Origin of the sequence: Salarchaeum japonicum, assembly GCF_020614395.1 — an archaeon.
Lineage (GTDB): Archaea > Halobacteriota > Halobacteria > Halobacteriales > Halobacteriaceae > Salarchaeum > Salarchaeum japonicum.
The window spans coordinates 2,061,346-2,088,031 of sequence record NZ_CP085324.1 but is presented as its reverse complement, the minus strand read 5'-3'; the positions used below and the strand labels follow the sequence as shown (position 1 = coordinate 2,088,031).

27 protein-coding genes and 2 tRNA genes are annotated in these 26,686 nt (G+C 68.7%); 14 read left to right on the top strand and 15 right to left on the bottom strand.

The window, feature by feature from the left end:
• The first annotated feature begins 104 nt into the window (after positions 1–104).
• The 3 genes from trxA to thiD all read left to right on the top strand — a co-directional run bounded on the left by trxA (position 105) and on the right by thiD (position 2,843).
• Entirely contained in the window at positions 105–374 is a 270-nt protein-coding gene (gene trxA / locus LI334_RS11705; RefSeq protein ID WP_227261006.1) for a thioredoxin, read from the top strand.
• Between the two features lie 227 nt (positions 375–601).
• Positions 602–1,525: a sulfide-dependent adenosine diphosphate thiazole synthase gene (locus LI334_RS11700; RefSeq protein ID WP_227261005.1), complete on the top strand. Its 924-nt coding sequence runs from the start codon at positions 602–604 to the stop codon at positions 1,523–1,525.
• 1 nt (position 1,526) lies between these two features.
• Positions 1,527–2,843, top strand: a complete 1,317-nt coding sequence (thiD, locus tag LI334_RS11695; RefSeq protein WP_227261004.1) for a bifunctional hydroxymethylpyrimidine kinase/phosphomethylpyrimidine kinase — start codon at positions 1,527–1,529, stop codon at positions 2,841–2,843.
• On the opposite strand, the gene npdG is transcribed toward thiD, so the two are convergent.
• The 4 genes from npdG to LI334_RS11675 all read right to left on the bottom strand — a co-directional run bounded on the left by npdG (position 2,840) and on the right by LI334_RS11675 (position 5,593).
• Positions 2,840–3,508: an NADPH-dependent F420 reductase gene (npdG, locus tag LI334_RS11690; RefSeq protein WP_227261003.1), complete on the bottom strand. Its 669-nt coding sequence runs from the start codon at positions 3,506–3,508 to the stop codon at positions 2,840–2,842. The two genes, thiD and npdG, sit on opposite strands and share 4 nt — an antisense overlap.
• 41 nt (positions 3,509–3,549) lie before the next feature.
• Positions 3,550–3,996, bottom strand: coding sequence for an OsmC family protein (locus LI334_RS11685; protein WP_227261002.1), 447 nt, complete (start codon positions 3,994–3,996; stop codon positions 3,550–3,552).
• A gap of 313 nt (positions 3,997–4,309) precedes the next feature.
• Complete coding sequence (locus tag LI334_RS11680) at positions 4,310–5,176, bottom strand: TIGR01548 family HAD-type hydrolase (protein WP_227261001.1); 867 nt, start codon at positions 5,174–5,176, stop codon at positions 4,310–4,312.
• A 27-nt stretch (positions 5,177–5,203) separates the two neighbouring features.
• On the bottom strand, positions 5,204–5,593 hold the full coding sequence (locus tag LI334_RS11675; protein WP_227261000.1) for a UPF0146 family protein: 390 nt from the start codon (positions 5,591–5,593) through the stop codon (positions 5,204–5,206).
• Between the two features lie 39 nt (positions 5,594–5,632).
• Here LI334_RS11675 and LI334_RS11670 point away from each other — a divergent pair, with 39 nt between their 5' ends.
• Positions 5,633–6,154, top strand: a complete 522-nt coding sequence (locus LI334_RS11670) for an archaemetzincin family Zn-dependent metalloprotease (RefSeq protein WP_227260999.1) — start codon at positions 5,633–5,635, stop codon at positions 6,152–6,154.
• Between the two features lie 184 nt (positions 6,155–6,338).
• On the opposite strand, the gene hflX is transcribed toward LI334_RS11670, so the two are convergent.
• The 3 genes from hflX to LI334_RS11655 form a co-directional block, all read right to left on the bottom strand.
• On the bottom strand, positions 6,339–7,658 hold the full coding sequence (hflX, locus tag LI334_RS11665) for a GTPase HflX (RefSeq protein ID WP_227260998.1): 1,320 nt from the start codon (positions 7,656–7,658) through the stop codon (positions 6,339–6,341).
• 171 nt (positions 7,659–7,829) lie between these two features.
• Complete coding sequence (locus LI334_RS11660) at positions 7,830–9,659, bottom strand: ribosome biogenesis/translation initiation ATPase RLI (protein ID WP_227260997.1); 1,830 nt, start codon at positions 9,657–9,659, stop codon at positions 7,830–7,832.
• Position 9,660: 1 nt separating this feature from the next.
• Positions 9,661–9,963: an EMC6-like membrane protein gene (locus tag LI334_RS11655; RefSeq protein WP_227260996.1), complete on the bottom strand. Its 303-nt coding sequence runs from the start codon at positions 9,961–9,963 to the stop codon at positions 9,661–9,663.
• Positions 9,964–10,069: 106 nt separating this feature from the next.
• On the opposite strand from LI334_RS11655, the gene LI334_RS11650 reads away from it, so the two are divergent.
• Complete coding sequence (locus LI334_RS11650; protein ID WP_406675861.1) at positions 10,070–10,354, top strand: ArsR family transcriptional regulator; 285 nt, start codon at positions 10,070–10,072, stop codon at positions 10,352–10,354.
• On the opposite strand, the gene LI334_RS11645 is transcribed toward LI334_RS11650, so the two are convergent.
• The 3 genes from LI334_RS11645 to LI334_RS11635 all read right to left on the bottom strand — a co-directional run bounded on the left by LI334_RS11645 (position 10,351) and on the right by LI334_RS11635 (position 14,064).
• The gene (locus LI334_RS11645; protein ID WP_227260995.1) at positions 10,351–11,100 is read right to left on the bottom strand and encodes an SAM hydrolase/SAM-dependent halogenase family protein; all 750 of its coding nucleotides are present in this window, start codon (positions 11,098–11,100) and stop codon (positions 10,351–10,353) included. The two genes, LI334_RS11650 and LI334_RS11645, sit on opposite strands and share 4 nt — an antisense overlap.
• On the bottom strand, positions 11,097–12,128 hold the full coding sequence (locus tag LI334_RS11640; protein ID WP_227260994.1) for an ABC transporter ATP-binding protein: 1,032 nt from the start codon (positions 12,126–12,128) through the stop codon (positions 11,097–11,099). The genes LI334_RS11645 and LI334_RS11640 overlap by 4 nt, the downstream gene beginning before the upstream one ends.
• A 76-nt stretch (positions 12,129–12,204) precedes the next feature.
• Entirely contained in the window at positions 12,205–14,064 is a 1,860-nt protein-coding gene (locus tag LI334_RS11635; protein WP_227260993.1) for a PINc/VapC family ATPase, read from the bottom strand.
• Between the two features lie 132 nt (positions 14,065–14,196).
• On the opposite strand from LI334_RS11635, the gene LI334_RS11630 reads away from it, so the two are divergent.
• The 4 genes from LI334_RS11630 (at position 14,197) to LI334_RS11615 (ending at position 17,759) form a co-directional block, all read left to right on the top strand.
• Positions 14,197–15,288, top strand: a complete 1,092-nt coding sequence (locus LI334_RS11630) for a M20 family metallopeptidase (RefSeq protein ID WP_227260992.1) — start codon at positions 14,197–14,199, stop codon at positions 15,286–15,288.
• A 26-nt stretch (positions 15,289–15,314) separates the two neighbouring features.
• On the top strand, positions 15,315–16,826 hold the full coding sequence (locus LI334_RS11625; RefSeq protein ID WP_227260991.1) for a carboxypeptidase M32: 1,512 nt from the start codon (positions 15,315–15,317) through the stop codon (positions 16,824–16,826).
• A gap of 72 nt (positions 16,827–16,898) precedes the next feature.
• Positions 16,899–17,495, top strand: a complete 597-nt coding sequence (locus tag LI334_RS11620; protein WP_227260990.1) for a hypothetical protein — start codon at positions 16,899–16,901, stop codon at positions 17,493–17,495.
• An 87-nt stretch (positions 17,496–17,582) separates the two neighbouring features.
• Entirely contained in the window at positions 17,583–17,759 is a 177-nt protein-coding gene (locus LI334_RS11615) for an HVO_0416 family zinc finger protein (RefSeq protein WP_227260989.1), read from the top strand.
• Here the strand turns inward: LI334_RS11615 and LI334_RS11610 are convergent.
• The 3 genes from LI334_RS11610 to LI334_RS11600 are packed head-to-tail and all read right to left on the bottom strand — an operon-like array spanning position 17,756 to position 21,195.
• Positions 17,756–18,721, bottom strand: coding sequence for a TIGR03557 family F420-dependent LLM class oxidoreductase (locus tag LI334_RS11610; RefSeq protein WP_227260988.1), 966 nt, complete (start codon positions 18,719–18,721; stop codon positions 17,756–17,758). The genes LI334_RS11615 and LI334_RS11610 overlap by 4 nt on opposite strands.
• 50 nt (positions 18,722–18,771) lie before the next feature.
• Complete coding sequence (locus tag LI334_RS11605; protein WP_227260987.1) at positions 18,772–20,709, bottom strand: ABC transporter ATP-binding protein; 1,938 nt, start codon at positions 20,707–20,709, stop codon at positions 18,772–18,774.
• A gap of 36 nt (positions 20,710–20,745) precedes the next feature.
• Positions 20,746–21,195, bottom strand: coding sequence for a DUF192 domain-containing protein (locus LI334_RS11600; RefSeq protein WP_227260986.1), 450 nt, complete (start codon positions 21,193–21,195; stop codon positions 20,746–20,748).
• Positions 21,196–21,255: 60 nt separating this feature from the next.
• Here LI334_RS11600 and LI334_RS11595 point away from each other — a divergent pair.
• Positions 21,256–21,328 (top strand) — tRNA-Val (locus LI334_RS11595).
• 200 nt (positions 21,329–21,528) lie between these two features.
• Positions 21,529–21,602: transfer RNA gene (locus tag LI334_RS11590), tRNA-Phe, on the top strand.
• 108 nt (positions 21,603–21,710) lie between these two features.
• Here the strand turns inward: LI334_RS11590 and LI334_RS11585 are convergent.
• The gene (locus LI334_RS11585; protein WP_227260985.1) at positions 21,711–22,421 is read right to left on the bottom strand and encodes a lipase family protein; all 711 of its coding nucleotides are present in this window, start codon (positions 22,419–22,421) and stop codon (positions 21,711–21,713) included.
• A 75-nt stretch (positions 22,422–22,496) separates the two neighbouring features.
• Here LI334_RS11585 and LI334_RS11580 point away from each other — a divergent pair, with 75 nt between their 5' ends.
• The 3 genes from LI334_RS11580 (at position 22,497) to LI334_RS11570 (ending at position 25,037) form a co-directional block, all read left to right on the top strand.
• Positions 22,497–23,285, top strand: a complete 789-nt coding sequence (locus LI334_RS11580; RefSeq protein WP_227260984.1) for an enoyl-CoA hydratase/isomerase family protein — start codon at positions 22,497–22,499, stop codon at positions 23,283–23,285.
• Between the two features lie 50 nt (positions 23,286–23,335).
• Positions 23,336–24,778 carry an MATE family efflux transporter gene (locus LI334_RS11575; RefSeq protein ID WP_227260983.1) on the top strand — a complete coding sequence of 481 codons (1,443 nt, stop codon included), beginning with the start codon at positions 23,336–23,338 and terminating at the stop codon, positions 24,776–24,778.
• A 61-nt stretch (positions 24,779–24,839) separates the two neighbouring features.
• Positions 24,840–25,037: a cold-shock protein gene (locus tag LI334_RS11570; protein WP_145844272.1), complete on the top strand. Its 198-nt coding sequence runs from the start codon at positions 24,840–24,842 to the stop codon at positions 25,035–25,037.
• A gap of 76 nt (positions 25,038–25,113) precedes the next feature.
• On the opposite strand, the gene LI334_RS11565 is transcribed toward LI334_RS11570, so the two are convergent.
• Entirely contained in the window at positions 25,114–26,679 is a 1,566-nt protein-coding gene (locus tag LI334_RS11565) for an ATP-binding protein (RefSeq protein ID WP_227260982.1), read from the bottom strand.
• Between the last annotated feature and the right edge of the window lie 7 nt (positions 26,680–26,686).

Genomic DNA, 26,686 nt, shown 5'->3' with positions numbered 1-26,686 from the left:
CCCGTATTCGTCGCTCGGGCCGCCTAAACCTTTCCATGGGTGGCGGCAAGCGCCGTGCTCTGAGAAACCCTTATGCGAGCGGAAGGGCAAACCCGAGTAGACCGATGACTGTCACCCTCAAGGACTTCTACGCCGACTGGTGTGGCCCGTGCAAGACGCAAGACCCGATTCTCGAAGAGCTCGAAGAGGAGTGGGGCGACCGCGTCCAGTTCGAGAAGATCGACGTCGACGACGCCCAGGACGTGGCGAACGAGTACCAGGTTCGCTCCATCCCGACCATCGTCGTGGAGAACGACGACGGCATCGTCGAGCGCTTCGTCGGCGTGACGCAGGCCGAGAAGCTCGAAGCCGCCTTCGAGGAAGCGGGCGCGTAATCGGCCCCGGTATTTCTCGCGACACCCCTCCACCGCGTAGCTCTTGCTCCGTCGGTCTCTCCGAGGCGTCCGGAGTCGTACCTGCGCCGTCGCCCGACACCCTTCCACTTCTCCCACTCGCGATTCCGCCGGGAATAGGTGCTGTGTCTGCTGATTCGTGGTTCTTTGGGAGTCGTATCCGCCGACCCCACACCTTTAATTACTCAGTTGTACCACCTAGTGATGTAATGGAGTTCGACGGATTCGCGGACACCGGCGAAGCACAGGTCACCCGCGCCATCGCGCAGTCGTGGCACGGCGAATTCATGGACGGCACGGAGAGCGACGTCATCATCGTCGGCGGCGGCCCCGCCGGCCTCACCGCGGCGAAAGAACTCGCCGAGCGCGACGTGGACGTCACCGTCGTCGAGAAGAACAACTACCTCGGCGGCGGGTTCTGGCTCGGCGGCTTCCTCATGAACAAACTCACCGTCCGCGACCCCGGACAGGCGGTTCTCGACGAACTCGGCGTCCCCTACGAGGAGTCCGAGGAGTCCGACGGCCTCTACGTCGCGTCCGCCCCCCACTGCAGTAGCGCGCTCATCGCAGCCGCCTGCGACGCCGGCGCGCGCGTCCAGAACATGACCGAGTTCACGGACGTCGTCGTCCGGGACGACCACCGGGTCGCGGGCGCGGTTCTCAACTGGACGCCCGTCCACTCGCTCCCCCGCGAACTGACGTGCGTCGACCCCGTCGCCGTCGAATCCGACCTCGTCGTGGACGCGACCGGCCACGAGGCGGTCGTCGTCTCCAAACTCCACGAGCGCGGCGTGCTCGACGCGCCCGGCATCGACACCACGCAGGCGACCGGGATGGACACGAGCGGCGAGGGCGAGTACGGCGCGCCCGGCCACGACTCCCCGGGCCACGACTCGATGTGGGTCTCCGACTCCGAAGACAAGGTCGTCGAGGAGACCGGCCTCGTGCACGACGGCCTCCTCACTGCGGGCCTCTCGACCGCGACCTACCACGGTCTCACGCGGATGGGGCCGACGTTCGGCGCGATGCTCCTCTCCGGGAAGCGCGCCGCCGAGGTCGCGCTCGACGAACTCGACCGCGACGCGCCGCCCGTCGAACTCGGCGTCGAACCGACCGCCGTCGCGGACGACTGAGATGCGACCCGTCGCGCTCACCGTCGCGGGCTCGGACAGCGGCGGCGGTGCCGGCGTGCAGGCCGACCTCAAGGCCATCGAGGCGCGCGGCGCGTTCGGCGCGTCCGCCGTCACGGCGCTCACCGCGCAGAACACCACGGGCGTCCGCGACATCCACCGCGTCCCGCCGGACACTGTCGCCTCGCAGATTTCAGCCGTCTGCGACGACCTCCCGGTCGCCGCGGCGAAGACCGGGATGCTCGCGTCCGCCGACACCGTCGAGACAGTCGCCGACGCCCTTCCGGCCGTGCCGCTCGTCGTCGACCCCGTTGTTGTCGCGCAGTCCGGCGACCGCCTCCTCGACGACGCCGGCGTCCGCGCCGTCCGCGACACCCTCCTCCCGCGCGCGACGCTCCTCACGCCGAACGTCCCCGAGGCCGAACTCCTCGCGGACACGACCGTCGAGGACGCCACCGACATGCGGCGCGCGGGCGACCGCCTCCGCGACCTGGGCGCGGACGCCGTGCTGGTCACCGGCGGCCACCTCGACGGCGACCCCGTGGACGTCCTCGTCGCGGACGACGCGACGACGTTCGAACACGACCGAATCGACACCCAGACCACTCACGGGAGCGGCTGTACGCTCTCGGCCGCGCTCGCCGCCGAACTCGCCGCCGGCACTCCGCTCCCGGACGCCGTCGAAGCCGCCACCGACTACGTCGTGCGAACCATCGAACGCGGCCTCGACCTCGGCGCGGGCGACGGTCCGGTGAACCACCTCGGCCCCCTCCACACCGACGCCGACACCGCGCGAACCGCGGACGCCCTGACCGACGCCGTTCGCGCCGTCGAACGCGCCGCCCCCGCCGGCGTGATTCCCGAGGTCGGAACGACGCTCGCCGCCGCCCCCGACGGCGCGACGCGACCCGCGGAAATCGTCGCGACCGACGGTCGCCTCACCCGAACCGTCGACGGCGTCCGCGCGCCCGCCGGCGTCCGCCGCGGCGCGTCCAGCCACGTCGCCCGCCTCCTCTGCGGCGTCCGCCAGCACGACCCGACCGTCTCCGCGGCCGCGAACGTCCGCCGCACCGACGCCGCGCTCGACGCCCTCGACGACGTCGTGTTCCTCGACCGGACGAACGAACCCGCGGACGCCGACGGCACGATGGACTGGACCGCCGACCGCGCGATGCGAACCCGCGAGCGCGCACCCCACGCTATCGCTGACGGCGGCGCGCACGGCAAAGAACCGATGGTTCGCCTCCTCGCGGACTCGATAGACGCCCTCGAAAACCGCCTCCTCGCGCTCGCGTGCGCCGTCGGCGAGCGACCGCGCTAGTCGAACGTCACGCCGACGTCGTGCATTCCCTTGTTGTTCATCGCGATGTTGATGACGAGCGGCGTCACCGACTCGACCTCCGCCGCGACGCCGAGCGGCCCCGCGTCCAGCACGCGCAGACCCTCGATTTCGCCGCCGAGGTCCGCGACCAGTCCCTTCGCGTCGTCGTCGTCGCCCACGACGAGCGTGTCCAGGTCGAGTTCCACGTCGAGGTTCGCGAGGCGGTCGGCCGCGAGGTTGTGGAACGCCCCCACCACGGGCACGTCGTCCGGCGCGGCGTCCGCCGCGAGCGCCGTCACGCTCCCCGCACCTGGGGGATTGTAGTGGAACCCGTCCTCGTCGCGCTGCATCCCCACCGCCGGCGACACGAGAATCGTGTCCTCGTCGAGTTTCTCCGCCACCGACTCGACGGTGTCGCTGAGGTGGTAGGCGGGCACCGCCGCCACGACCACGTCCGCGCGGTCGGCCGCCATCGCGTTCTCGAACCCCGTAATCTTCCGGTCGAGCCCGCGGCTGTCCAGCTCCGTCTCGTACTCCCCGGCCTTCTCGCGGGCGCGAGCGGGGTCGCGCGACCCGATGACGATGTCGTGGTCGGTGTCGTACCCCCAGCGGAGCGCGAGGCCCTCGCCGATGTCGCCCGTGCCGCCGAGTAACGCGATTCGCATACCGGTACGTCACCCGGGCCGCGAATAAGAATGTCGGGCTTCTACGCGAACCCGAGCGTCGTCGGCGTCTCCGACGTGAGGTTGTCCGCGACCGGACACCGCTCCTCGACGGCGGCGAGCCACGCGTCCAACTCCGCCTCGGTCGCGTCGGACTCCACGTCGAGTTCGACCTCGATGTGCTGGAAGCCGGCGCGCACGTCGTCCGCGCGCCCCTGGAGCTTCCGGGGGTCGAGGCCGCCCGCGAGGTCGATGTCGAGCGACTCGATGGTGATGTCGTGGTCGTCCGCGACCGCGTGCCCCGTGACGTTCAGACAGCCCGCCCACGCGCCGAGCAGGTACTCGACGGGCGTCGGCCCCTCGTCCTGCCCGCCGTTCGCCGTCGGTTCGTCCACGACGAACTCGTGGCCGCGCGTCTCCACGACCGTCTGCGCCGCGTCGTTCGACTCCGCGCTCACCGAGAACTCCGCCAGCTGGGTTTCCGAACTCATCACAACACACCACACCCGCGAACGGCAAAGAGACGCCGTCGCCGTCCGGATTTACCGGCGAAACGAGGTAGCCGCGAGACTCGCCACTACCACCGACCGCACCCACGAAGTCGCACCGCGCCACATCCCCCGGGCATGACACGCACGCGCGGCGCTCGCTCGCCCTCCTCCTCGTCGCCGTCCAATCGACCGCGCTCGCCGCCTACCTCGACGCCGCGTGGGTCGGCACCGTCGCCGACCTCGTCGCGTCCACGCTCGCCCTGCTCGGCGTCCTCCTCACGGCCGTCGGGTTCGCGCTCGCGTGGCGCGGCCCCTAATCGAGGAAGGCCGGGAGGTCGTTCACGGAGTCCAGCACGGCGGTCGCGCCCGCGTCCTCGTACTTCCGCCGTCCCTCCGCCCCCGTCAGGCCGCCGGTGAGGACGCCGACGCCGTGGTAGTCGCGCTCCGGGTCGGCGTCCGCGGCGTTCACCGCGGTCTCGATGTCGTCCAGCGTGTCACCGACGAACACAACTCCCGAACTGTCGCAGCGCTCCGCGAGCGCTACCAGCGCGCGCGGATGCGGCTTCCCCTCCTCCCAGTCGTCCATCGTGAACCGGCGCTCCGCGGGCACGTCCAGCCCCACGCGTTCGAGCGCGATTTCGGCCTCCGCCTCCGGCCGCCCGGTCAGCACGCACACCGCGTACTCGCTCGTCAACCGCTCGACGGTCTCCCCGGTGACGATGACCGGTTCGTCGTTGATGAACCCGCGCGTCTCCCGCGCGGGCTCTTCGCCCTCGATTTCTCGATACAACTCGCTGCCGAGGTAGAGTTCCTGGAACGTCTCCCGGAGGCGTTCCGGCTCCCACTCCGCGCGCACGCGCGCCGCCGCGTCCGCCGGGAGCGCCGCCTCGACGACGGCCTCCGCCGCCGACAGCCCGCCGCCGCGCTTCTCGACTTCGGCCGTGAAACCGTCCAGACTCATCGACAGGCCCTCGCGCTTCGCGAGCACGAACAGCGCCGCCGCGTCCGTCAGCGTCCAGTCGTTGTTGAACCCGCCCGCGTCCTTGAACGACTGAATCCCCGCCTTCGGAATCGTCTCCCCGTACACCGCCTCGATGGACTCCACGATGGCGCGCCGGTAGGAGTCCGCCACGTCCACCAGCACGCCGTCCACGTCCAGGACGACCGTGTCCACGTTCATACACTCACTCGCCCCGCCCGCGAAAAATCAGTTCCGGGAGACGACGAACACCGTCTCCCGGCCGAGCGTCCGGCGCTCCACCGGCACCACCGCCGGGTCGCCGCCGAGCGTCGTGAAGTAACACGCCGCCCCCACCCGCCTCGCCACGTCCGCGACCGGCCGCTGGAGTTCCGGCGGGAGGTTCCGCGCGAACACCACGTTCGCGCCCTCGTACACCTCGATATCGGGGGTCGTCACGTCGTCCACCACGAACGCCACGTCCGGCGGCGTCTCCCGCTCGACCACGTCCGTCGCCACCACCGACACCCCGCGCGCCGCCACACGCGCCGCCACGTCCGGCCGCCGCCCCACGCCCACCTCCACCACGCGCTCCGCGTCCGCCAGCGCGTCCACCAGTTCTCCCGCGAAATCGCTCACGTCGGGATGTTTATGCCACACCACGGCATAGACGTTCCCATGCGTGTCGACATCGTCCCCATCGGGGACGTCCCTGCGAGCGTCAAGCGCGAGGCCTCCACCGGCCTCCGCTCCATCTACGACTGCGACGTCACCCTCGCCGCGGAACAACCCGTCCCCGACGGCGCGTACGACAGCGCACGCGGCCAGTACCGCGCCAGCGACTTCATCGACATCGCCACCCGCGCCGGCACCGGCGAGAAAGCCATCGCCCTCACCCCGAACGACCTCTACTACCGCCGCCGCAACTACGTCTTCGGCCTCGCCTACCTCGACGGCCGCGGCTGCGTCGTCTCCACCTACCGCCTCCAGACCTCCAGCGACGGCGGGTTCTCCGACCGCTCCTCCACCCAAGTGTTCTCCGACCGCGTCCGCAAGGAAGTCGTCCACGAACTCGGCCACACCCTCGGCCTCGAACACTGCGACAACAACCGCTGCGCCATGAGCTTCTCCCCCACCGTCCAGGAAGTCGACCGCAAAGAACAGACCCTCTGCGGGAGCTGTCAACGCGCCGTCTTCTAACCCACCTTTTTGGAGGGAAAAACGCCGGTCGCCGAAGGCGACCGGTGAATCGCGCCGCCGAGCGGCGCGAATGCGCGACCCGTCCTCGCGACCGCGCGAACCTTCAAATACGAACGGGCGGCCAGCGGGCGGCGTGCTCTGAGACGAGCCGTAGCGTGGAGCGCGAAACCCGGCGGCGCGCCCGCTACGAATCTCGACGCGCCGCCGTGTCAGCCCCAGCGTCACTCGCGCGGCCGCGAGCGAGCGCCACGACCTCGGGTCGCCCCGAGACTTCGATTTCCACCGTCTCGCCGTGCGTGACCTCGACCGCGTTCGCGTGGTCGTAGAGCCAGGAGACGAACGACATCGCGTCGTCCGACTGCGGGAGCGAGAACCGCGCCGTCTCGCGCTCCGGGAGCGCCGCGGCCAAACGGTCGCCGAGCGCCTCCAGTCCGTCACCGTCAAGCGCGCTCACGCACACGGGGTCGCCGACGACCTCGCGGACGACCCGCCGCTTCTCGTCGAGCCGGTCTGCCGCGTCGACCTTGTTCAGAACGGGGACGACGCCGTCGTCCGCGTCCCGGTGGTCGGCGAGCACGTCCCGGCTCGTCGCCACCTTCTCACGGAGGCGCGCCGGCGGGTCGGTGGCGTCCGCGACCAACAGCACCGCGTCCGCACGGTACGCGGACGCGAGCGTCGACTCGAAGGAATCCACGAGCCAGTGCGGGAGCCCGGAGACGAACCCGACCGTGTCCGTCACCAGCAACCGGTGGTCGCCGACGGTCGCCCGGCGCGTCGTCGTGTTCAGCGTCGTGAACAGGCCGTCGTGGGACGCCGCGACCTCCGCGAGGTCGGCGTGCCGGCGGTCGTTCTCCCCGACCGCGTGGTCGTCCGCGAGCCGCCGCAGGAGCGTGGACTTCCCGGCGTTCGTGTACCCGGCGAGCGCGACCAGGTCGAACCCCGCCGCGTGCCGGTCTGCGCGCCGCGTCGCGTCCGCGGTCTCGATGTCCGCGAGCGCGTCCTCGACCTGCTTGATTTCGCGCTTGTACGCCGCGCGAACCTGCGAGGCCGGGGACTCGCCGGAGCTCTTGAACCCCCGGCGTCCCACGTCCTCGCCGCGCTTCGCGCGCTCCTCGGCCCGCGGGAGTTCGTACTCTAGTTCGGCCAGCCGCACCTCCAGTTGGGCGCGCCGGGTCTCCGCGCGCTCGCCGAAGATGTCGATGACGAGGCGCTTCCGGTCGCGGACGCCCGTGTCGGCGGGGAGGCGGTCGGCGAGCGCGAACGCCCGGTTCGCGTCGAGGTCGTTGTCAACCACGACGGCGTCCGCGTCGGCCGCCCGGACGTCGCGCCGCAGCTCCGCAATCGCGCCCGTCCCGAACTCGTGACCGGGATGCGGGGCGCGCTGCTGGACGACCTCGCCGGCGACGGCGTAGCCCGCCGACCGCGCGAGCGCCCTGATCTCTCCGGTGTCCGCCGGAGACTCGTCTACGCGCTTCGCTACTATCGCTGTGTCTTCTCGTGACATTGGATTCTGGGTGTCGGTTGCTCGACGAACGAACGCGTCGTGAGCCGGCCGACCCAGTCGCTACCGGGCGGCGGCCCCGGCTACTGAGAAAGGGTCTCCATGTCGATTCGACGGACTCGGGCGGGCTACAAGAATCTTGGGCCTACTCGACGGGTTCGACGCCGCCCGTTCTTACTGCGTGTAGTAGTACTCGCCGTCGCGCTTTTGCTGCTTGTCGAGCTGGCTTCCGGGCTTGTTGATGCGCGGTCGCCCCAGGTTCTCGTCGCGGCGGAAGGTGATGTCGAGGTTCGCGAGGAACTCGTTCATCCCGGCGCGCATCTCCTGGGCGGGGCTGGCGCGGCCGTGGTGGGCGGGCTCGCCGTCGAACACCATCAGGCGGTCGGAGACGAGGTCGATCATGTAGATGTCGTGGTCGATGACCATCACCGTGGACTCGTGGTTCTCCGCGTACCGCCGGATGGCGCGCGTCGCGAGCACGCGCTGTTCCACGTCGAGGTGCGCGCTCGGTTCGTCGAGCAGGTAGAGGTCGGCGTCCCGGCTGAGCGTCGCGGCGATGGCGACCCGCTGGCGTTCGCCGCCGGAGAGGTCGGCGAGGTTCTGCTCCATGATGCGGTCGAGCTGGAGCGGCTGCGCGATTTCCGTGTTCCAGTAGCTCGTCCCGAACTCGTCCGTAATCGAGGAGAGGAAGGCGTCCACTCGCATGTGCTGGTCGGCCTCGACGTACTGCGGTTTGTACGCGATGTCGAGGTCTAAGTCGAGGTCGGTGTCCTCGCCCTTCACGGTCGTGGGTTCGGTGCGGCCCGCGAGCAGTTTCGCGAACGTGGACTTCCCGATGCCGTTCGGGCCGACCACGCCGAGCACCTCGTTCTTCCGAATCTCCCCGCCCTCGACGTCGAGGCTGAACTCGCTCTCGCCGTAGGACTTCGCCATCGAGGGGTAGTCCACGAGCGTCTCCGCCTCCGTGACGGGCCGCGGCGCGTGCTCCTCGAACTCGATGGCTTCGGGGCGAATCCGCATGTTCTCGTTGTCGAGGTATCCCCTGAGATATTCGTTGATGCCGTTCCGCACGGATTTCGGGTCGGTGACGACGCCGTACACGGACGGCTCTCCGTACGCGACGTGGAGGCTGTCCGCGAGCAGGTCGAGCACCGCGAGGTCGTGTTCGACGACGAGCACGGCCTTGTCCTCCTCCTCGGCGAGTTCGCGGACGAGCCGCGCGGCGGTGACGCGCTGGCCGATGTCGAGGTAGGGCGTGAGCTCGTCCACGAAGTAGAAGTCCGCGTCCCGCGCGAGCGTCGCCGCGAGCGCGACCCGCTGGAGTTCGCCGCCGGAGAGCGAGTCTATCTCCTGGTCGAGCACGGGCGTGATGGAGAGGCGTTCCGCGAGCTCGTCGAGCACGCCGCGCTCGTCCGCGCGTTCGAGGAGTTCGCGCGTGTTCCCGTCGAACGTCTCCGGAATCTGGTCGACGTACTGGGGTTTGCGCGCGACGTTGATGTCGCCGTCCCGCACGCCCTTCAGGTAGTCCTGGAGTTCGGTGCCGCGGTAGTGTTCGATGACCTCGTCCCAGCCGGGTTCGTCCTCGACGCGCCCGAGGTTCGGCGTGATTTCACCCGCGAGCGCCTTCACCGCCGTGGACTTCCCGATGCCGTTCGGGCCGAGCAGGCCCGTCACCTTTCCCTTCTCGGGGATGGGGAGGCCGTAGAGCGCGAACGCGTTGTCGCCGTACCGGTGGGTGGCGCGGTCTTCCAACTCCTGCGGGAGGTTGATGATTTCGATGGCGTCGAACGGGCACTTCTCGACGCAGATACCGCAGGTCTCGCCGAGACAGATCTCCTCCGAAATCTGCACCTGGTCGGGGCCGCCGGTCTCGGCGTCCTCGCCGCGGAGCGTGATGCACTCCTTCCCGGTTCGGTTCGGCGGACAGTAGTTCGAGCACTCGTAGTTACAGCGGTCGGGGGAGCACCTGTCGAGGTCCACGACCGCGATGCTGTCCTGGGCCATCCTACAGGCTCACCGATTCAGTGAGGAGGATGCCCCACGTGATGAACCAGAGCGCGAACGTCATGAACGCGGTGTAGAGGTGGTCTTTCGCGCCGAATTCGTTGACGTTCACGCCGACCACGCGGAGCACCCCGAGGTTGACGAGCATCGCGACGATGGCGAGCCCGAGGCCGGTGGTGTCCGTCGCACCGGTCGCGAGCGCGCTCGACAGGACGCCCGCCGCCACGCCGGTGAGGCAGGCGACCGTGGTCACGGCCACGCCGCGGCGGTGAGCGTCCATTCGGGGCGCTGTCTCGGTCGACATACCCGGGACTGCGCGCGGGACGCTCAAAAGCAGTTCGCTTGTCGTACGACCGCCCCTGACACACCACCCCACGAGAAGAGTTCCCGCAGATTTATGGTCGTCCGGGATGTTTCGATTCGTAACGATGGATGCAGCAGAGGACGTCCTCGAAGACCTCCCGCCGAGCGCGAAACTCGTCTACAAGGTTCTCGAATACGACGGCCCGAAAACCCAGAAGGGAATCGTGGAGGAGTCGATGCTGTCCGCGCGCACCGTTCGGTACGCGCTCGAACGCCTCGAAAACCGCGACGTCGTCGACGAAGACATCTACTTCGCCGACGCTCGCCAGAGCCTCTACTCCCTCACCACGATCCCCGACGACGCCGAAACCGAAGCCGAAACCGCGACTTAACGCGTTACCTCCACGCTGTCTCCGGGCTGGACGCCGAACGCGTCCGCGCCCCGGCCCTGATTCACGGCGAGTTCGACGTTCTCGTGGCTCGCTACCGTCACCAGTCGCTCGCCGACCCCGACGTGCGCGTACGACGGTTCGACGGGCGCGCGTTCGCCGTTCACGAACACGCTAGTGGCGTCCGCGACGAACTCGCCGGGGATGTTCGTGATGGCGTTCCCGAAGTCGTCCACGACCAGCACCTCGCCGCGCGCCACGTCGCCCTCCACGGTCGCGTCGGGGAGCGCGAGGTCGACGCAGTCCGCGGCGGGCGTGATACCCGGTACGGCCTCGATGTTCTCCACGCCGGCTTCGTGTACGTCGGCGGCGGCGGGCGCGAACACGTCGCGGCCGTGGAACGTCGAACTCGCCGCGTCGCCGTCGTCGATTTCGAACACCTCGACGTCGCCGTCGAGCGCGCGGGCGGCGGGGCGGACGACGCCGTTGTCGGGCGCGACGAACGCGTGCTCGCCGACGCGCACGACGACGGCGGCGCGGTCGGTGCCGACGCCGGGATCCACGACGACGAGGTGAACCGCGGGCGGGTAGTGCGGAACGACCTCGCGGAGCCAGAACGCGGCCGCGCGCACGTCCTGCCGGGGGAGGTCGTGCGCGACGTCCACGAGGCGGGCGTCGGTGCGCTGGAGAATCACGCCCTTCATCGCCGCGGGATAGGGCGTGCCGAAGTCGGACGTGAGCGTAATCATAGGACGGTGGCGTCCTCGGGCGCGAACCCGAGCGTGAGCGTGTCCGTTTCGGGCACGTCGTCGAGGCGCACGACGACCTGCCGGTCGTTCCACGTCCCGTACACTCTCGTCGTCTCCCCGAGGAACTCGGCGGTGTCCACGTCGATGTCGAGGCGGTTCGACGCCGCGTCCCGGATGAGTCGTTCGGGGCGCACGCAGAACGTCACGCGGTCGCCCGCGCTCCCGTCCGGGGTCGCGAGGCGGAGCGTCTCCCCGTCCACGTCCACCGTCGCGACGCCGCCCTCGCGGCCGGTGACCGTGCCGTCGAGGACGTTGTTGTCGCCGACGAACTCCGCGACGAACCGGCTTTCGGGGGCGCGGTACACCGCCTGTGGCGTGCCGACCTGCTCGACGCGGCCGTCGTTCATCACGGCGAGGCGGTCGGAGATGCTCAACGCCTCCTCCTGGTCGTGGGTGACGTAGATGGTTGTGATGCCGAGGTCGCGCTGGATGCGCTTGACGTGCCGGCGTAGCGTTTCCCGCAACCGCGCGTCGAGCGCGCTCATCGGCTCGTCCAGCAGGAGGAGGCTCGGGCCGGGCGCGAGCGCGCGGGCGAGCGCGACCCGCTGTTGCTGGCCGCCCGAGAGTTCCGCGGGGTCGCGCTCCTCGAACCCGGAGAGGTCGACGAGGTCGAGCAGTTCCGCGACGCGTTCGTCCCTGCTCGCGCCGCCGGGCGCGTCCCGGAAGCGGAGGCCGTACGCGACGTTCTCCCCGACCGTCATGTGCGGGAAGAGCGCGTAGTTCTGGAAGACGATGCCCACGTCGCGCTCGTCCACGGGAACCCCAGTAACGTTCTCGCCGTCGAACCGAACCGCGCCCGCGGTCGGTTCTTCGAACCCGGCGACGGCGCGGAGTGTCGTCGTCTTCCCGCAGCCGGAGGGGCCGACGAGCGTGAAGAACTCGCCGTCCCGGACGTCGAGGGACACGTCGTCCAGCGCCGTCGTCGCGCCGAACGCCTTCGTCACGCCGTCCAGGGACACGTCAACCACGAGTACGCACCTCCGTCCCGCCGCGGCCGATAGTCATAGCCTCCACTTCTGACCACTCGGTGTTAGCACCGTCGAATTAGTCGTTGGCGACGACCGTGATGCGCTCCTGGCGGTCGATGGCGCGTTCGAGTTCCTCCGCGATGGCGCTCCCCCGCGAGACCTGGATGTCGCCGCCGCGCCCGACCGTCGCGGTGAACAGGTAGTCGCCGTCCGCCTGCACCTCCACCGTGTCGCCCGGACTCGCGCTCTCCACGGGGATGTTGATGTGCCGGGAGGTGATGTCGGGCGTCACGACCTCGCCCTGCGGCTCCGCGCTGCCCGACCCGTCCGCACCGGACGCGGTCGGCGTGTCCGGGAGTTCGTCCAGCGTCCGCACGTCGATACTGATGCCGAGGCGCTCCTCGATTTCGCTGATGCGGCCGCCGCCCTTCCCGATGACGTGACTGATCTCGTCATCGGAGACGTACACCACGGCGGTGTTCTGCCCGCGGAGTTCGACCTCCACGGGGCCGCGGGTCGCGGACTGAATCTCGCGCTTTATCTCCTGCTTCGCGAGGTTCCCGACGCCGGACTCCGAACTGCCGCCCGCCTCGTCGAGGGGGACGGTGACGACCTGGCGGTTGAACGTGTAAATCTCGTACGCCGGCCGACCCGTCTCGAAGTCCGACACCTGAATCACGGGCCGCGCGAGGTCTTCTTCCATCAAGCCCTCGGGCACCTTCACCTCCGTGCTCACGTCGTAGACGGTGTCCACGTCGCCCGCCTCGATGAACACGACCGTGTCCACGATCTGCGGAATCATCCCGAGTTCCACGCGCCCGACGAGCCGCTGGAGCGCGTCGATGGGGCGCGTCGCGTGCACGACGCCGACCATCCCGACGCCCGCGAGCCGCATGTCCGCGAACACCTCGAAGTCGTCCGTCTTCCGCACCTCGTCGTAGATGGTGTAGTCCGGCCGCACCATCAGCAGGGAGTCCGCGGTGTTCTCCATCGACCCGCCGAGCTCCGTGTACTGCGTGATTTCGTCGCCGACCTGGAGGTCGCGCGGTTTCTCCATCGTCTTCACGACGTAGCCGTTGTCGTCCAGGAACTCGGCGACCGCCTGCCCGAACGTGGACTTCCCCGCGCCCGGCGACCCGGCGATGAGGATGCCGCGGTCGCGTTCGAGCATCCGCTCCTTGAGTTCGCCCGCGAACTCGTACTCCTCCATCGTCGTCTTCACGATGGGACGCACCGCCGTAATCTCGAACCCGTCGCTGAACGGCGGGCGCGCGATGGCGATACGCATGTCCCGAATCTGGGCGATGGTCATCCCCTCCTCGGAGAGCTCCACGAACCCCTCGTCCGTGCGCTTTGCGGTGTCCACGATCTCGTTCGCGTACTCCTTCAGCGTGTCAACGTCGAGCTTCGTGGAGCCGATCTCCTGGTACGTGATGTCGCCCACGTCGCCGCGCTTCGCCATCGGCACCACGCCCGCCTTCAGGTGGACGCTCATCGTGGACTCGTCGAAGTACTGCTCGATGTCGAGCGCGCCCGCCTCCTCGTCGAGCGGTTCGAGGTACTGCACGTCGAGGCCCTTCGCCTTCGCCACCTCGGACTGCACGATGTCGCTCGTGACGAACGTCGCGTCGTGCTCCACCGCCACGTCCCGAATGATGGCGTCGATAGCGCCCGCCGCGGCGCGCTTGATGTCCTCCTCGGTCGCCCGGTCGCCCACGTACTGCAGGTCGATGTCGCCGTCGTCCGCGAGGTCCGCGAGTCGCTGAAGCTCCGAGAGGCCGTCCCAGCCGGTGCTCCGGCCGCTGTTGGCCTGCGCCTCGATTTCGCCCACGACCGCTTCGGGGACGATAACCGTCGCGTCAGCGTACTCGCCGGACTCGACGCCCGCGCTCACGCGGCCGTCGATAACGACGCTCGTGTCCGGCACTAATTTCATACCCCCACATACCTGCGGGCCGCTGATAAGGGTGTTCGTCGCCGCCGACACGCGCCGCCTCGTCGTGTCGCGCCCGGTCAGCCGGCGTCCCGCACCCGGCCAGCTTTTCCCCCCGCGCACCCACCCACGAGTATGGACGACGTACACGCGCTGGCGCGACGGCTCGTCGAGACGCCGAGCCACGAGGACGAGACCGCCGCCGGCGACGAAATCGAGGACTGGCTCCGCGAGCACACGGACGCCGACGTACTCCGGGACGACGCCCCGAACGGCGGAAATATTATCGCGCGAAAGGGTTCCGGTGACTCCGTCGCGCTCGTCGGTCACCACGACGTGGTGCCGCCCGCGGACGAACAGGTCGATGACGGCGAGTACGTCGTGTACGAGGAGGACGGCCGGCTGTACGGCCGGGGCGCGGCGGACATGAAGGGCGCTGTCGCCGCGGCGATGGTCGCGTTCCGGGACGCCGACCCCGACTGCGAACTCGTCTTCTGCTCGTTCGTCGGCGAAGAACAGGGCGGCATCGGCGTCCGGCACCACCTCGAACGCCACGACGCCCCCGACTACGCCGTCGTCGCGGAGGGTTCCACGAGCTACACCACGGACGGCGTCACCGACGTGGTCGTCGCGCACAAGGGCCGCCGCGGCAGCACCATCTACGCGCAGGGCGTCGCCGCGCACGCGAGCGAACCCGCGTCCGGCGAGAACGCCATCTACCGCGCGAGCGACGCCGTGGACGTGGTGCGCGAACTCGACTTCCCCGCGGTCGAGGTGATGGGCGAGCGCGTCGAGGGGAGCGTCGCCGTCACCGGCATCGACGGCGGGAGCGCGTGGAACGTCATCCCCGACACCTGCGAGGTCACCGTGGACGAACGCACCGTCCCCGGCGAGCGCGCCGACCTCGACCGCGTCACCAGCGTCCCCGGCGTCTCGTGGAGCGTCGACCAGGACCTCCCGCCGATGGAGTGCACGAGCGACGCGTTCGCGGACGCCGTGCTCGACGCCGCCGCCGACGCCCAGTCCGGCGCGCCCAGGCACGTCGTGAAACCGCACGCCACCGACGCCGGCTGGCTCGCCGACGAGGGAACCGCGTGCGTCGTCTGCGGCGCGAGCGAACCCGGCGAAGCCCACACGAAGACGGAGAGCGTCTCCCTCGACACCCTCGACGTCTGCTACGAGACCTACCGCGGGCTGGCGAACGCTTGGCCGGTTCGGGAGGATTGATACGTCCCCACGAGTGACTCTTTCACATGGCAACCGCAGAGGAGACTGACGCTCCTGCCGCGTACGAGGAACTGCTCGACCAGTACGAACGCCTCACGTACGTCGGCGGCGCGTCCGGCGTGCTCTCGTGGGACCAGCAGGTGATGATGCCGGCGGGCGGCGCGCCCGCCCGCTCGAAACAGCTCTCGGCGCTGTCGGCCATCCACCACGAACTCCTGACGGACGACGACGTGGGCGAGTGGCTGGACGAACTCGACGACGCCGACCTCACCCCCGAACAGGAAGCGGTCGTCCGCGAGATTCGACGCCAGTACGAGCGCGCGGACGCCGTGCCCGTCGAACTCGTCGAGGAGATCTCGGAGACGTCGAGCGAGGCGTTGCAGGTGTGGGAGGACGCGAAGGCCGAGGACGACTTCTCTGCGTTCGCGCCCTACCTCGAAGACCTCGTGGAACTTAAGCGCGAGTACGCGGAACACATCGACCCCGACGCCGACCCCTACGAGGTCTTGTTCGCGGACTACGAACCCTACCTCGACCTCGACACCGCGGAGCGCGTGCTCACCCGCCTGCGCGACGAACTCGTCCCGCTCATCGACGAACTGAACGACGCGGACGCCGACCTCGCCCAGCCCTTCGACGGCACCTACCCCGAGGACGCCCAGGAGGCGCTCAGCCGGGACGTGCTGGCGAAGGTGGACTACGACTTCGAACGCGGCCGCCTCGACACCTCCAGTCACCCCTTCACGTCCGGCAACCAGTTCGACACCCGCATCACGACGCGCTTCGACGAGTCCGACCCCCTCGGCGCGCTGATGAGCACCGTTCACGAGTACGGCCACGCCCAGTACAACCTCGGCGTCCCCCAGGATGAGTACGGGAATCCACTCGGGGAGTCCCGCGACCTCACCGTCCACGAGTCCCAGAGCCGGCTCTGGGAGAACCACATCGGGCGCAGTCGCGCGTTCTACGACCTCGTGCTCGACGACCTCAAGGAGCACTTCGACGGCATTGACGACGCGACTGTCGAGGACGTGTACGAGGCCGCGAACCAGATCTATCCGGAGAACCGCATCCGCGTGGAGGCGGACGAACTCACCTACCACATGCACATCATCCTCCGGTTCGAAATCGAACGCGACCTTATCAGCGGCGACCTCGACGTCGAAGACGTACCCGAGGTCTGGAACGAGAAGATGGAGGAGTACCTCGGCGTCACGCCCGACACGGACGCGGAGGGCTGCCTGCAGGACATCCACTGGAGTCACGGCAACTTCGGGTACTTCCCGACGTACTCGCTCGGGAGCGTGCTCGCCGCCCAGCTCTACGCGAGCGCCGACGAGGACATCGACGACCTCGACGCGAAGGTAGCCGCCGGCGACTTCGACGCGCTCCACGACTGGCTCGGCGAGAACGTCCACCAGCACGGCAAGCGCTACACGACGCCCGACCTCGTCGAGGAAGCGACCGGCGAACCCTACACGGCCGACTACTTCCTCGACTACGCCGAGTCCAAGTTCCGCGACCTCTACGACCTCTAACGCCCGCGAACCGTCTTTTTCACGGCCGGCCGGGTGCGAGATTTTATGTGTGCGGGCGTCCCGGACTCAGGTATGGCAACGAATCGCCAGTCCGGTTCCGGTAGTCCGGTTCCGTCAGCCCTCCCCGTCAGCGCCGCCATCGGTGCGGCCGCGTACGTCCTGAACTACGTCCTCGTCTACGCGTTCATGCTCGTGGACGGCGTCGAGTCCAGCGGCGACATTCCCGGCTGGCAGGTCGCCGGCTGGGTGTTCTACAACGCCCACAACGTGGAGGTGGCAGTCAGCGTCGGCGGTGAGAGCGCGTCCGGGAACTACCTGGAGAGCGCGGCCGCGGGCGGCCTCACCGACGCCATCTCCGCGCTCACCAGCACCGTCCCGAAACTCGTCTACTACGTCGTGCCCGCGCTCGTCCTCGTGCTCGCGGGCTTCCTCGCCGCGCGCCGCGTTCGCGCGACCCTCAGCGGCGCGCAGGCCGCGGGCGTCGGCGCGGGTATCGCCGGCGGGTACCTCGTGCTCGCCGTCGCCGGCGTGTTCGTCTTCGAGTACACCGTCTCCGCGCTCGGTACGACCGCGGCCCTCGCGCCGGAGCTCTCCGCAGCCGTCCTCCTCGCCGGCCTCGTCTACCCGCTCGTCTTCGGGGCTATCGGCGGCGTCATCGACAGCATCTAGCCCGCACCCGCTCGTTTTCCCGGTTCGATACCTGCCGTCTGTCCGCCCGATACGCTTAAGTCGTGGTGTGTCATACCATGGCATGTAATGTCGAGCGCACAGGAGTCCACCGACGGCGTCCTCGACGAGTTCCTCGAAGCACGCGGTCACGACACGTCGCCCGCGACGTGGGACCGAAGCTATAACAAGAAACAGTGTCCCGACTGCGGCGGACTCCACGACGACGACGCCACCACCTGCACGGTCTGCGGCTGGTCGCCCTAGAGCACGTCGTCCGCCATCGCCGCGACGAACCCTTCCTGATTCGGACTGCTGGAGAGGAGTTCCACCTCGTCGAACCCCGCGTCCTCGTGGCGCGCGAGCAACTCCCGCACCTCCGTAACGTCGTCCGTGACGAGCCCCCACTCGCTCCACTCCGCTCGCGGTATCTCCCGACCCCGTGACTCGATTTCGCGGGGGTCGGCCACGGCCTCGTCGAACCCGACCGCCATCGACCCCGTCCAGAACTCCACCGCGTCGAGCGCGTCCGCGTACTCGTCGGCGTACGAGACGCCCGCTTGCCGGATTCGCTTGACCTCGCTCGGGTCTCGTCCGGCTTCCGCCGCGCCGGCTTCGAGCGCGGGCACGAGCTCCGTCTCGTACGTCTCGATCGGCGCGAGCGTGAGGAAGCCGTCCGCGTACCGGCCCGCGACCTCCGCGGAGTGCACGCCGTTTCCCGCGACGTACAGCGGCACGTCCTCGTCGGGCCGCGTGTAGAGTTTCGCGTCGTCCAGATTCCAGTAGTGGCCGTCGTAGTCCACGAACTCGCCGGTCATCAGTTCCCGATAGATGCGGCAGGCGTCCACGAGGCGCGCGCGACGTTCCGGGTAGTCCGGCCACTCGAACCCCAGCGGGCGCTCGTTCATCGCCTCCCCGGTCGCGAGCGTCAGGTGCGCGCGCCCCGGATACATCGACCCGAGCGTCGCCGCGAACTGCGCGAGCAAGCCCGGATGGTAGCGCCCCACCGGGGGCGTCACGCCCGTCCCCATCCGCACCGAGTCCGTGCGTTCGAGCGCCGCGCCGAGCCACGGCCACGCCGCCCCGCAGTGCGCGCCCGTGTGCCACCACGGATGGAAGTGGTCGCTCGTCCACACCGAATCGAACCCCGCGTCCTCCGCGAGTTCCGCGTGGTCGAGGAGCGTGCTCGGCGCGTACTGCTCGTGCGCGGCGAAGAAACCGACCTCCATACTCGGGGCGTGGAACGCCGACGGAAAACAGTTAGTGGCCGCCTCGGCGGTCAGTCGTCGTCCTGCGCGGTCGTCTCCGCGTCCTCGTCCACGTCCACCTGGCTCGTGCGTTCCGCGGCGCGCTCGATGAACTCGTCCGGGAGTTCGTCGATTTCGCCCGCCTGCACGCCCCAGAGGTTCGCGTACAGGCCGTCCTCCGCGAGCAGGTCTTCGTGCGTGCCGCGCTCCACTATCTTCCCGTCTTCGAGGACGACAATCTGGTCTGCGTCCTTGATGGTGGAGAGCCGGTGGGCGATGCTGAACGTGGTGCGGTTCTCGGTGAGTTCGTCCAGACTGCGCTGGATGAGCATCTCCGTCTCCGTGTCCACGTCGCTCGTCGCCTCGTCCAGAATCATGATGTCCGGGTCTTTGAGGATGGCGCGCGCGATGTCGATGCGCTGGCGCTGGCCGCCGGAGAGCTTCACGCCGCGCTCCCCGACCTTCGTCTCGTAGCCGTCCGGGAGGTTCGTGATGAACTCGTGGGCTTCCGCGGCCTTCGCGGCCTCCACGACCTCCTCCTGGCTGGCGTCGAACGACCCGTACCGGATGTTCTCCTCCACCGTCCCGTAGAACAGGAAGGTGTCCTGGCTCACGTACCCGATGGAGCGCCGAATCGACGGCAGGGTGACGTTCCGGATGTCCTGACCGTCGATTTCGATGCGGCCCTCGTCGGGGTCGTACATCCGCAGGAGGAGTTTCAGCACCGTGGACTTCCCCGCGCCCGTCGGCCCGACGAGCGCGAGCGTGTCGCCGCCGTCCACGTCGAAGGACACGTCCTCGATGATGGGTTCGTCGTCGTAGCCGAACGTCACGTCCTCGTAGACGACCTCGCCATCGGTCACGTCGAGTTCCTCAGCGTTCGGGTCTTCCTCGATGCGGGACGGCTCGTCCATCAGCCCGAAGATGCGCTCGCTGGACGCGCGCGCCCGCTGGTACATGTTGATAATCTGCCCGAACTGCGCCATCGGCCAGATGAACTGCTGGCTGAGCTGGATGAACACCACGAACTGGCCGATGGTGAGCGTTCCCGCGAGGCCGAACGGCGCGCCGACCGCCGCCCAGTACCCGCCGACGAGGAACGTCAGGACGAACCCGATGCCCGCGATGACGCGGAGCGCCGGGAAGAACTTGATGCGGATGGTAATCGCCCCCCAGTTCGCGTCGAAGTACCCCTGGCTGACGTCCTCCACGCGCTCGCCCTCGTAGTCCTCGGTGTTGCTCGTCTTGATGACCTGGATGCCGCCGAGGTTGTTCTCCAGCCGCGAGTTCATCTTCCCGACCGAGGAACGCACATCCGCGTACTCCGGCTGAATCTTCTTCACGAACCGGTACGTGAACCACGCGATAATCGGCACCGGGAGCATCGTGATGATGGCGAGCTTCCAGTTCAGGTAGAAGAGGACGCAGCCGACCGCGAACACCATCACGGACAGCCGGAACGCCGAGTTCATCCCGTCGTTCAGGAAGCGCTCCAGGCGGTTCACGTCGTTCGAGAGGATGGACATCATCTCGCCCGTCTGCTTCGTGGCGAAGAAGTCCATGTTCAGCCGCTGCATCTTGTCGTACGTGTCGGTACGAACTGCGTGCTGGATGTGCTGGCTGAACGAGTTGAACCCCCAGTTCCGGAACCAGTGGAAGCCCGCGCCCCCGAAGAACGCGAACGCGATGATTCCCGACGCGACGAGGAGTTGGTTCACGTCACCTGCCGGTTGGAGGCCGGCGGGGAGGAAGCCGAGGAAGGGATAGGAGTCGTAGAGGATGGAGTCGATGGCGTACCCGAGCATCAGCGCGGGCACGAGGTCGAGCACGCGCGCGAAGAGGCTCGCCACCACCCCCACGACGAACGCGAACCGGTTCTCCCTCCCGTACTCGTCGAACAAGCGACGCATCGCGTTCGAGGAGTCCGCGCGGACGTCCTCGAACGGGTCGTCGTCGTCCAAGGTACTCATTACTGGTAGAAAGTGACACCCTGACAAAAGGGTTTCCTACGAACCGAAACATGCCACGTCGTTTCCGACGCTCACGCCGTGCCTCGCCGTCCAATTGTAGGGAAGTTCGAGCACGCAGTCCGCGCGCCCCCGGTACCGCGTGAGCGGCGGGTCTTCCACCACCGCGTGATGCACCGCCGTCACCTCGCCGTCCGCGACGAACACGATGTCGATGGGGTAGTTCATCCCCCGCATCACGTACGCCCGCTCGCCCACCGACGCGTACCGGAACACCATCCCGTCCGCGGGAAGACTCGCGGTGCCGCTGAGCCCCTCGTAGCGCTCCCGCGCCGTGTCCGCCACCACCATCTCCAACACCACGCTGTCGTTCGCCGTCTCCACCGTCACGTGCGCGCGCGACACCCCGTCGCCCGCGAACCACCACACACCCACGCCCGCGAGCGCCGCGACGAACACCACCGCCACCACCGTCGAACGACGCACCATACCACACCTAGTCGGGCGAAAGGCAAACGTTTTCCCCGCTCACCGGCCAAAATTCGGTGCGGGTCCGTGGTCTAGCGGTTATGACGCTTCCCTTACAAGGAAGAGGCCGGTGGTTCGAATCCGCCCGGACCCACTTCTGCGAGGAGCGACCGTGACGAGCGAATGGGTCGCGGCTTCGAATCAGGGAGGGCGCGCGCAACGACGTGAGCACGTCCGACCGAGGTTCGAATCCGCCTGAACCCACTATTCGTTCTGCGCTACGAGTCGGGAATGTCGCCGTCCGGTGGCAATCCGAAACCCTTTTTCACGCACTCCCCCTCGGTTGGGATGCACGCCGCCTTAGCTCAGACTGGGAGAGCACTCGACTGAAGATCGAGCTGTCCCCCGTTCAAATCGGGGAGGCGGCATTCCGATTCTACTCGAAACACATTCACCGGACAGCGACGCGTTCCGGCGGTTTCTCGGCGCAGAGTCCGCGGAGATGTGACCATGGGGTCACTCGCGCCCCGACGCCATCAGGCGCGCCGTGGGAGTGCGTTCGCGCCGTCGCGGACGGCGGCGAGCACGGCGTCGATGTGGTCGTCGCGCGTGCTGGAGTTGAAGAGTTCGTGGCCGTCGGTGAACGCGACGCGGTTCGATTCGGGCGTGTGGTCTTTGATGGTGGGGCCGCTGACGATGGGGTCGTCGGGGTTGTAGAAGACGGCGTCCCGGGTGTCGAACGGCGGGAGGGTGTTCTGGGCGCGTTTGGCTTCGCGGAGGAAGGTGGGGGCGGCGTAGTCGGGGGCGTCGGCGACCCAGGCGTCGCTTGCGAGGCTTCCGAGTTTCTCCCGAGTGACTTCGGCGGGCAGAATCGGTATCGAGACGGGGAGTTTCGTGGCGAGGGAGACGATGGGGTTCTGGAGGTCGGCGTGAAACCCCCACCAGGGGCTGAGGTAGGTGCGGGTCTGGAGGGCGTCGTCGGTGGCGAGGTGGCGCGCGACGAGGCCGCCCGTGCTGTGGCTGAGGAGGCGGTACTCGTCGCGGTCGTCCACGAACGACTGGACGGGCGCGAGGTACTCGCGCTCGAAGTCCGTGATGGTGCGCGGGAGTTCGAACGCGCTCACCCGGTAGCCCTCGTCGATGAGGTGGTCGATGAGCCACTGGACGCCGTCGTGTTCGGGGCGGTTCCCCCAGCCGAGGACGAACACGAGGCGGTCGTCGCCGTCGCCGTAGTCGACGCGTCGCATACCCGGAGTGGGGCGGGCGCGCCCAAAGCGTTTGCCGTGCGTACCTTTATCACGGGCTGTCGTGCACGCCACGGTATGCCGTCAATCGAGAGCGAGCACGTGCGAATCGAGGTCGAGGACAGCCGCGCGGACGTGGTCATCACGCGCCCCGAGAAGCGGAACGCGCTCACCGGCGCGGCGGTGCGCGACCTCACGGACGCGGTGCACGCCGTGGACGCGGACGATGCGGTTCGCGCGGCGACGCTCCGCGGCGAGGGCGGCGTGTTCTGTGCGGGCTTCGACCTGGAGATGATGGCGGAGAACGACGTGCGCGAGCACGACGCGCTCCACCGGGACTTCCGCGCGCTCCTCGACGCCATCGACGGGATGACGACGCCGACCGTCGCCGCGGTGCAGGGCGCGGGCATCGCGGGCGGGTTCGAACTCACGCTCCCCTGCGACTTCCGCGTGCTCGGCGCGGACGCGAAGTACGGCGTCATCGAGGTCGACCTCGGCATCTTCCCCCACCAGGGGTCGACGCAGCGCCTCCCGCGGCTCGTCGGCCTCGCGAAGGCGAAGGAACTGGTGTTGACGGGCGAGTTCGTCGACCCCGCGGAGGCCGACCGTATCAACCTCGTCACCGAGGTCGCGCCCGACGACGAGGTGGACGACCGGGCGCGCGAACTCGCGGACTCGCTCACGGAGAACGCCCCGCGCGGCGTCGAGAACGCGCTCCGGGCGTTCTCACACACGTTCGACGTGCCGCTCGACGAGGGCCTCGACTACGAGCACGCGCTCGCGATGGAAGTCTACGGCACCGACGACCGCCGCGAGGGCTTCGAGGCGCAGTTGGAGGGCCGCGACCCCGAGTTCTCCGGACGCTAACGAGTCCGGATGGAAACCCCTATTGTTTCGAACCGAAATAGTTGGGTGTAGTGCGTTTTCCGAACCCCGTCCGGCTGGTCATCCTCGGCGTCGGCCTCCTCCTCTCCAGGGCCGGCCTCGTCGACCACCAGCACGTGCGCTCGACCACCGACCTCTCGTGGCCCCGCATCGTCACGGGCCTCGCGCGGATGTCGAAGAACGCCGCCGACGTGGCGATGGTCGGCATCGTCCTCGGGGAAGCCGCCATCGGCGGCGTCGGCCTCGCGTCCCCGTTCTGGGGGCTCGCGTTCTCCATCGGCGGCGGGATGGCCGCCGGCACCATCGCGCTCGTCTCCCAGGGCCACGGCGCGGAGGACTACGACCAGTTCGGGCAGGCGATTCGCTCCAGCGTCCTCGTCGTCCTCGCGCTCACCCTCCCGCTCGCCGCCGTCCTGTTCGTCTTCCCCACCGACCTCCTCGGCCTCCTCTCCGACGACCCGGCGACCGTCACCTACGGCGCGGACTACCTCCGCATCCTCGCGTTCGGCGTGCCGTTCGCCGGCCTGAACCTCGTCGGAAGCCGCATCTACATCGGCGCGGACGACGCCTATACGCCGATGATAGTGCGCGGCGGCGGCGCGGCGTCCAACATCGCCCTGAACGCCCTCTTCATCTTCGGGCTCGGGATGGGCGTCACCGGTGCCGCGCTCGGAACCGTGCTCGCGAACGTCCTCGGCACCACCGCGTTCGCCGTCGGCCTCGCCCGCGGCCGCCTCCCCTTCTGCGACCCCCTCCCCGCCGCCGTCTCCCTCCGCGACCGCTACTTCGACCGCGAAACCGTCACCGACATCGTCCGCATCGGCACGCCAGTCGTCGGCCGGAACGGCGTCTGGACCGTCGCCCGCATCCCGATGCTCGCCATCGTCGCCAGCTTCGGCACCACCGTCCTCGCCGCCTACACCGTCGCCCGCCGCATCTACGCGCTCATGAACACGCCCGGTTGGGGGTTCGGCCTCGCGTCCAGCAGCCTCGTCGGCCAGAACCTCGGCCGGGGTGACGAGGCCGGCGCGGAAGCCGTCGCGAAGGACGTGGTGCTGTTCTCCATCGGCACCTACCTCGTCGCGTCCGCCATCGTCGCCGCGTTCGCCCACCCCATCGCCGACCTGTTCATCGGCCCCGACGCCACGCCCGGCACCGTCCCCGCGACCACCGCGTTCGTCTACGTCTGCTGTATCGCCGTGCTCGCACAGGCCGTGAAGGGCGCGGCCGCCGGCCCGCTCGACGCCGCCGGCGACACCCGCGTCCCCTTCTACAGCCAGCTCGTCGGGATGTTCGGGTTCGCGCTCCCGCTCGCCGCGCTCGGCGCGTACACCGACCTCGGCCTCGTCGGCCTCTATCTCTCCCTCGTCGCGGAGACGTTCGTCCCCGCCGCAATCAACTACTGGTGGTTCTCCACCGGCGTCTGGAAGGAACGCAGCCGCGAGTTCCGCCCCGGCACCCCCGCCGACGACTAACCGGGGTGACAGTATCTATCGCGGAAGGGTTATCAGTGGGGAGCCACTCTATAGATTTGTAATGGCAACTGGTACGGTTGATTTCTTCAACGACACTGGCGGTTACGGTTTCATCGAGACTGAGGATGCGGACGAGGACGTTTTCTTCCACATGGAGGACGTTGGCGGCCCGGACCTCGAAGAAGGTCAGGAAGTCGAATTCGAGATCGAGGACGCCCCCAAGGGTCCTCGCGCGAAGAACCTCAAGCGCCTCGAATAAGACGTAACCCCGCGGTAACGGTAGCAAAACAGATTTTCCACGTATTCACGCCCCGTAGCGACCGCTCCGTCCTCCGTTAGTCGAACCGCCACTGCTCGCTCAGTTCCGACACCGCGCCCCGCGGGTCGTCGCCGCGCGCCAACCGCCGCAGTTCTTCGCCGTCGAACGCGTACTCGCGGTTCGCGTTCCGCGTCACCAGCCGCCGACTCCGCAGCGCGTCCAGCAGGCTCTGCGCGTCCCCGATGGGCAGGGACGCGGCCTCGCAGAGGTCGTGCGCGGTGCGCTCGCCGTCGAGTTCGTCCAGCAGTCGGCGCGCGCGCTCCTCGTTGCACTGCGACTCCCGTATCGCCGCCTCCACCCGCACCCGCACCGACGGCGACTCCAACAGCGCGTCCACGCGCGCCGACTGCTCGCCCCCGCTGTCGGCGTCGGCCGCCGCATCGGGGTCGTCCGCGAGTTCCTCCCCGCGTTCCTTGAACTTCTCCTGAATCTCCTCGATGTCGTAGGACTCGGGTTCCTCCTCGTCGAGCGCGTCCTCCAACCGCTCGACCTTCGCGCGCAACGCCTCCACGTCCTCGTCCGCGTCCGTGGGGAGCGTCGTCTGCACGCCCTCGGCCGTCAGGACGTTCGCCATCTGGCGCGCCGCCATCGAGACGTTCCGCGCCGACCGGAGTTCCTCCTCCAGTTCGTTGATGCGCTCGCGCTTCGCCGCGAGCTCCTCCTCCAGCTCCGCGATGCGGTCTTCCTCGCGCTCCTCGCGCTCCGAAATCGACGCCAGGTCGTCCATCAACCCCTCGCTCACCGACTTCAATTCGGGGCGCTCGAAGTCGTCGAGCCCCGGGGTCGCGCCCGCGTCGAACGTCCGCTTGCGCTTGAACTGGATGCGGGACACCGCGTCGTCCGTCCAGTCCGCCTGCACGAACGCCTCGCCCGCGTCCAGTTCCGACACCTGCTCGCCGTACTCGGAGCCGACGATGCGCCCGACGACCTTCGTGTCGTTCTCCCAGGTGAGCCGATGCCAGACGAGCCAGTTCGCCTGCGTGATGAAGTCCTTCTTCACGTCCGCCGGCCGCTGACTGATACCCATCACGCCCAGGCCGTGCTTGCGCCCGCGCTTCCCGACCTTGATGAGCATCCGCCCCGTCTCGCCCATCCCCGCGCCTTCCGGGATGTACTCGTGGACTTCCTCCACGACCAGCAAAAAGGGCTTCTTCAGCTTCTTCTCCTTCACGAACAACTGCCGCGCCGTCTCCCGCACCAGCTCGTCCGACGCGTCCTCGTCCAGGAACCCCGACACGTCGAGGATGACGGGGACGTTCTGTTCGAGCGCGAGGCTCGCGAGCTTCTCCGCGTGCTCCGGACCGACCTGGATGTCGCACTCCTCGTCAGCGCCCGCGTGCAGTAACTCGAACTCCTCCTTCAACCCGTAGTACTCGCCCTCGCAGTCCACGATGAGGACGGGAAAGCCCGCGTCGAGCAGTTCCTCGATGACGACGCTCGCCGTGTTCGACTTCCCGCTCCCGGACTTCCCCGTGAGGAACGCGCGTCCCGTGAGGATGTCGACGGTCGGCAACTCCACGGGCGTGCCGTCCGCCGTCTCCCCGACGTGGATGTGCTCCTCGTCGGTGCTCGTCGGCTCCATCAGTCGT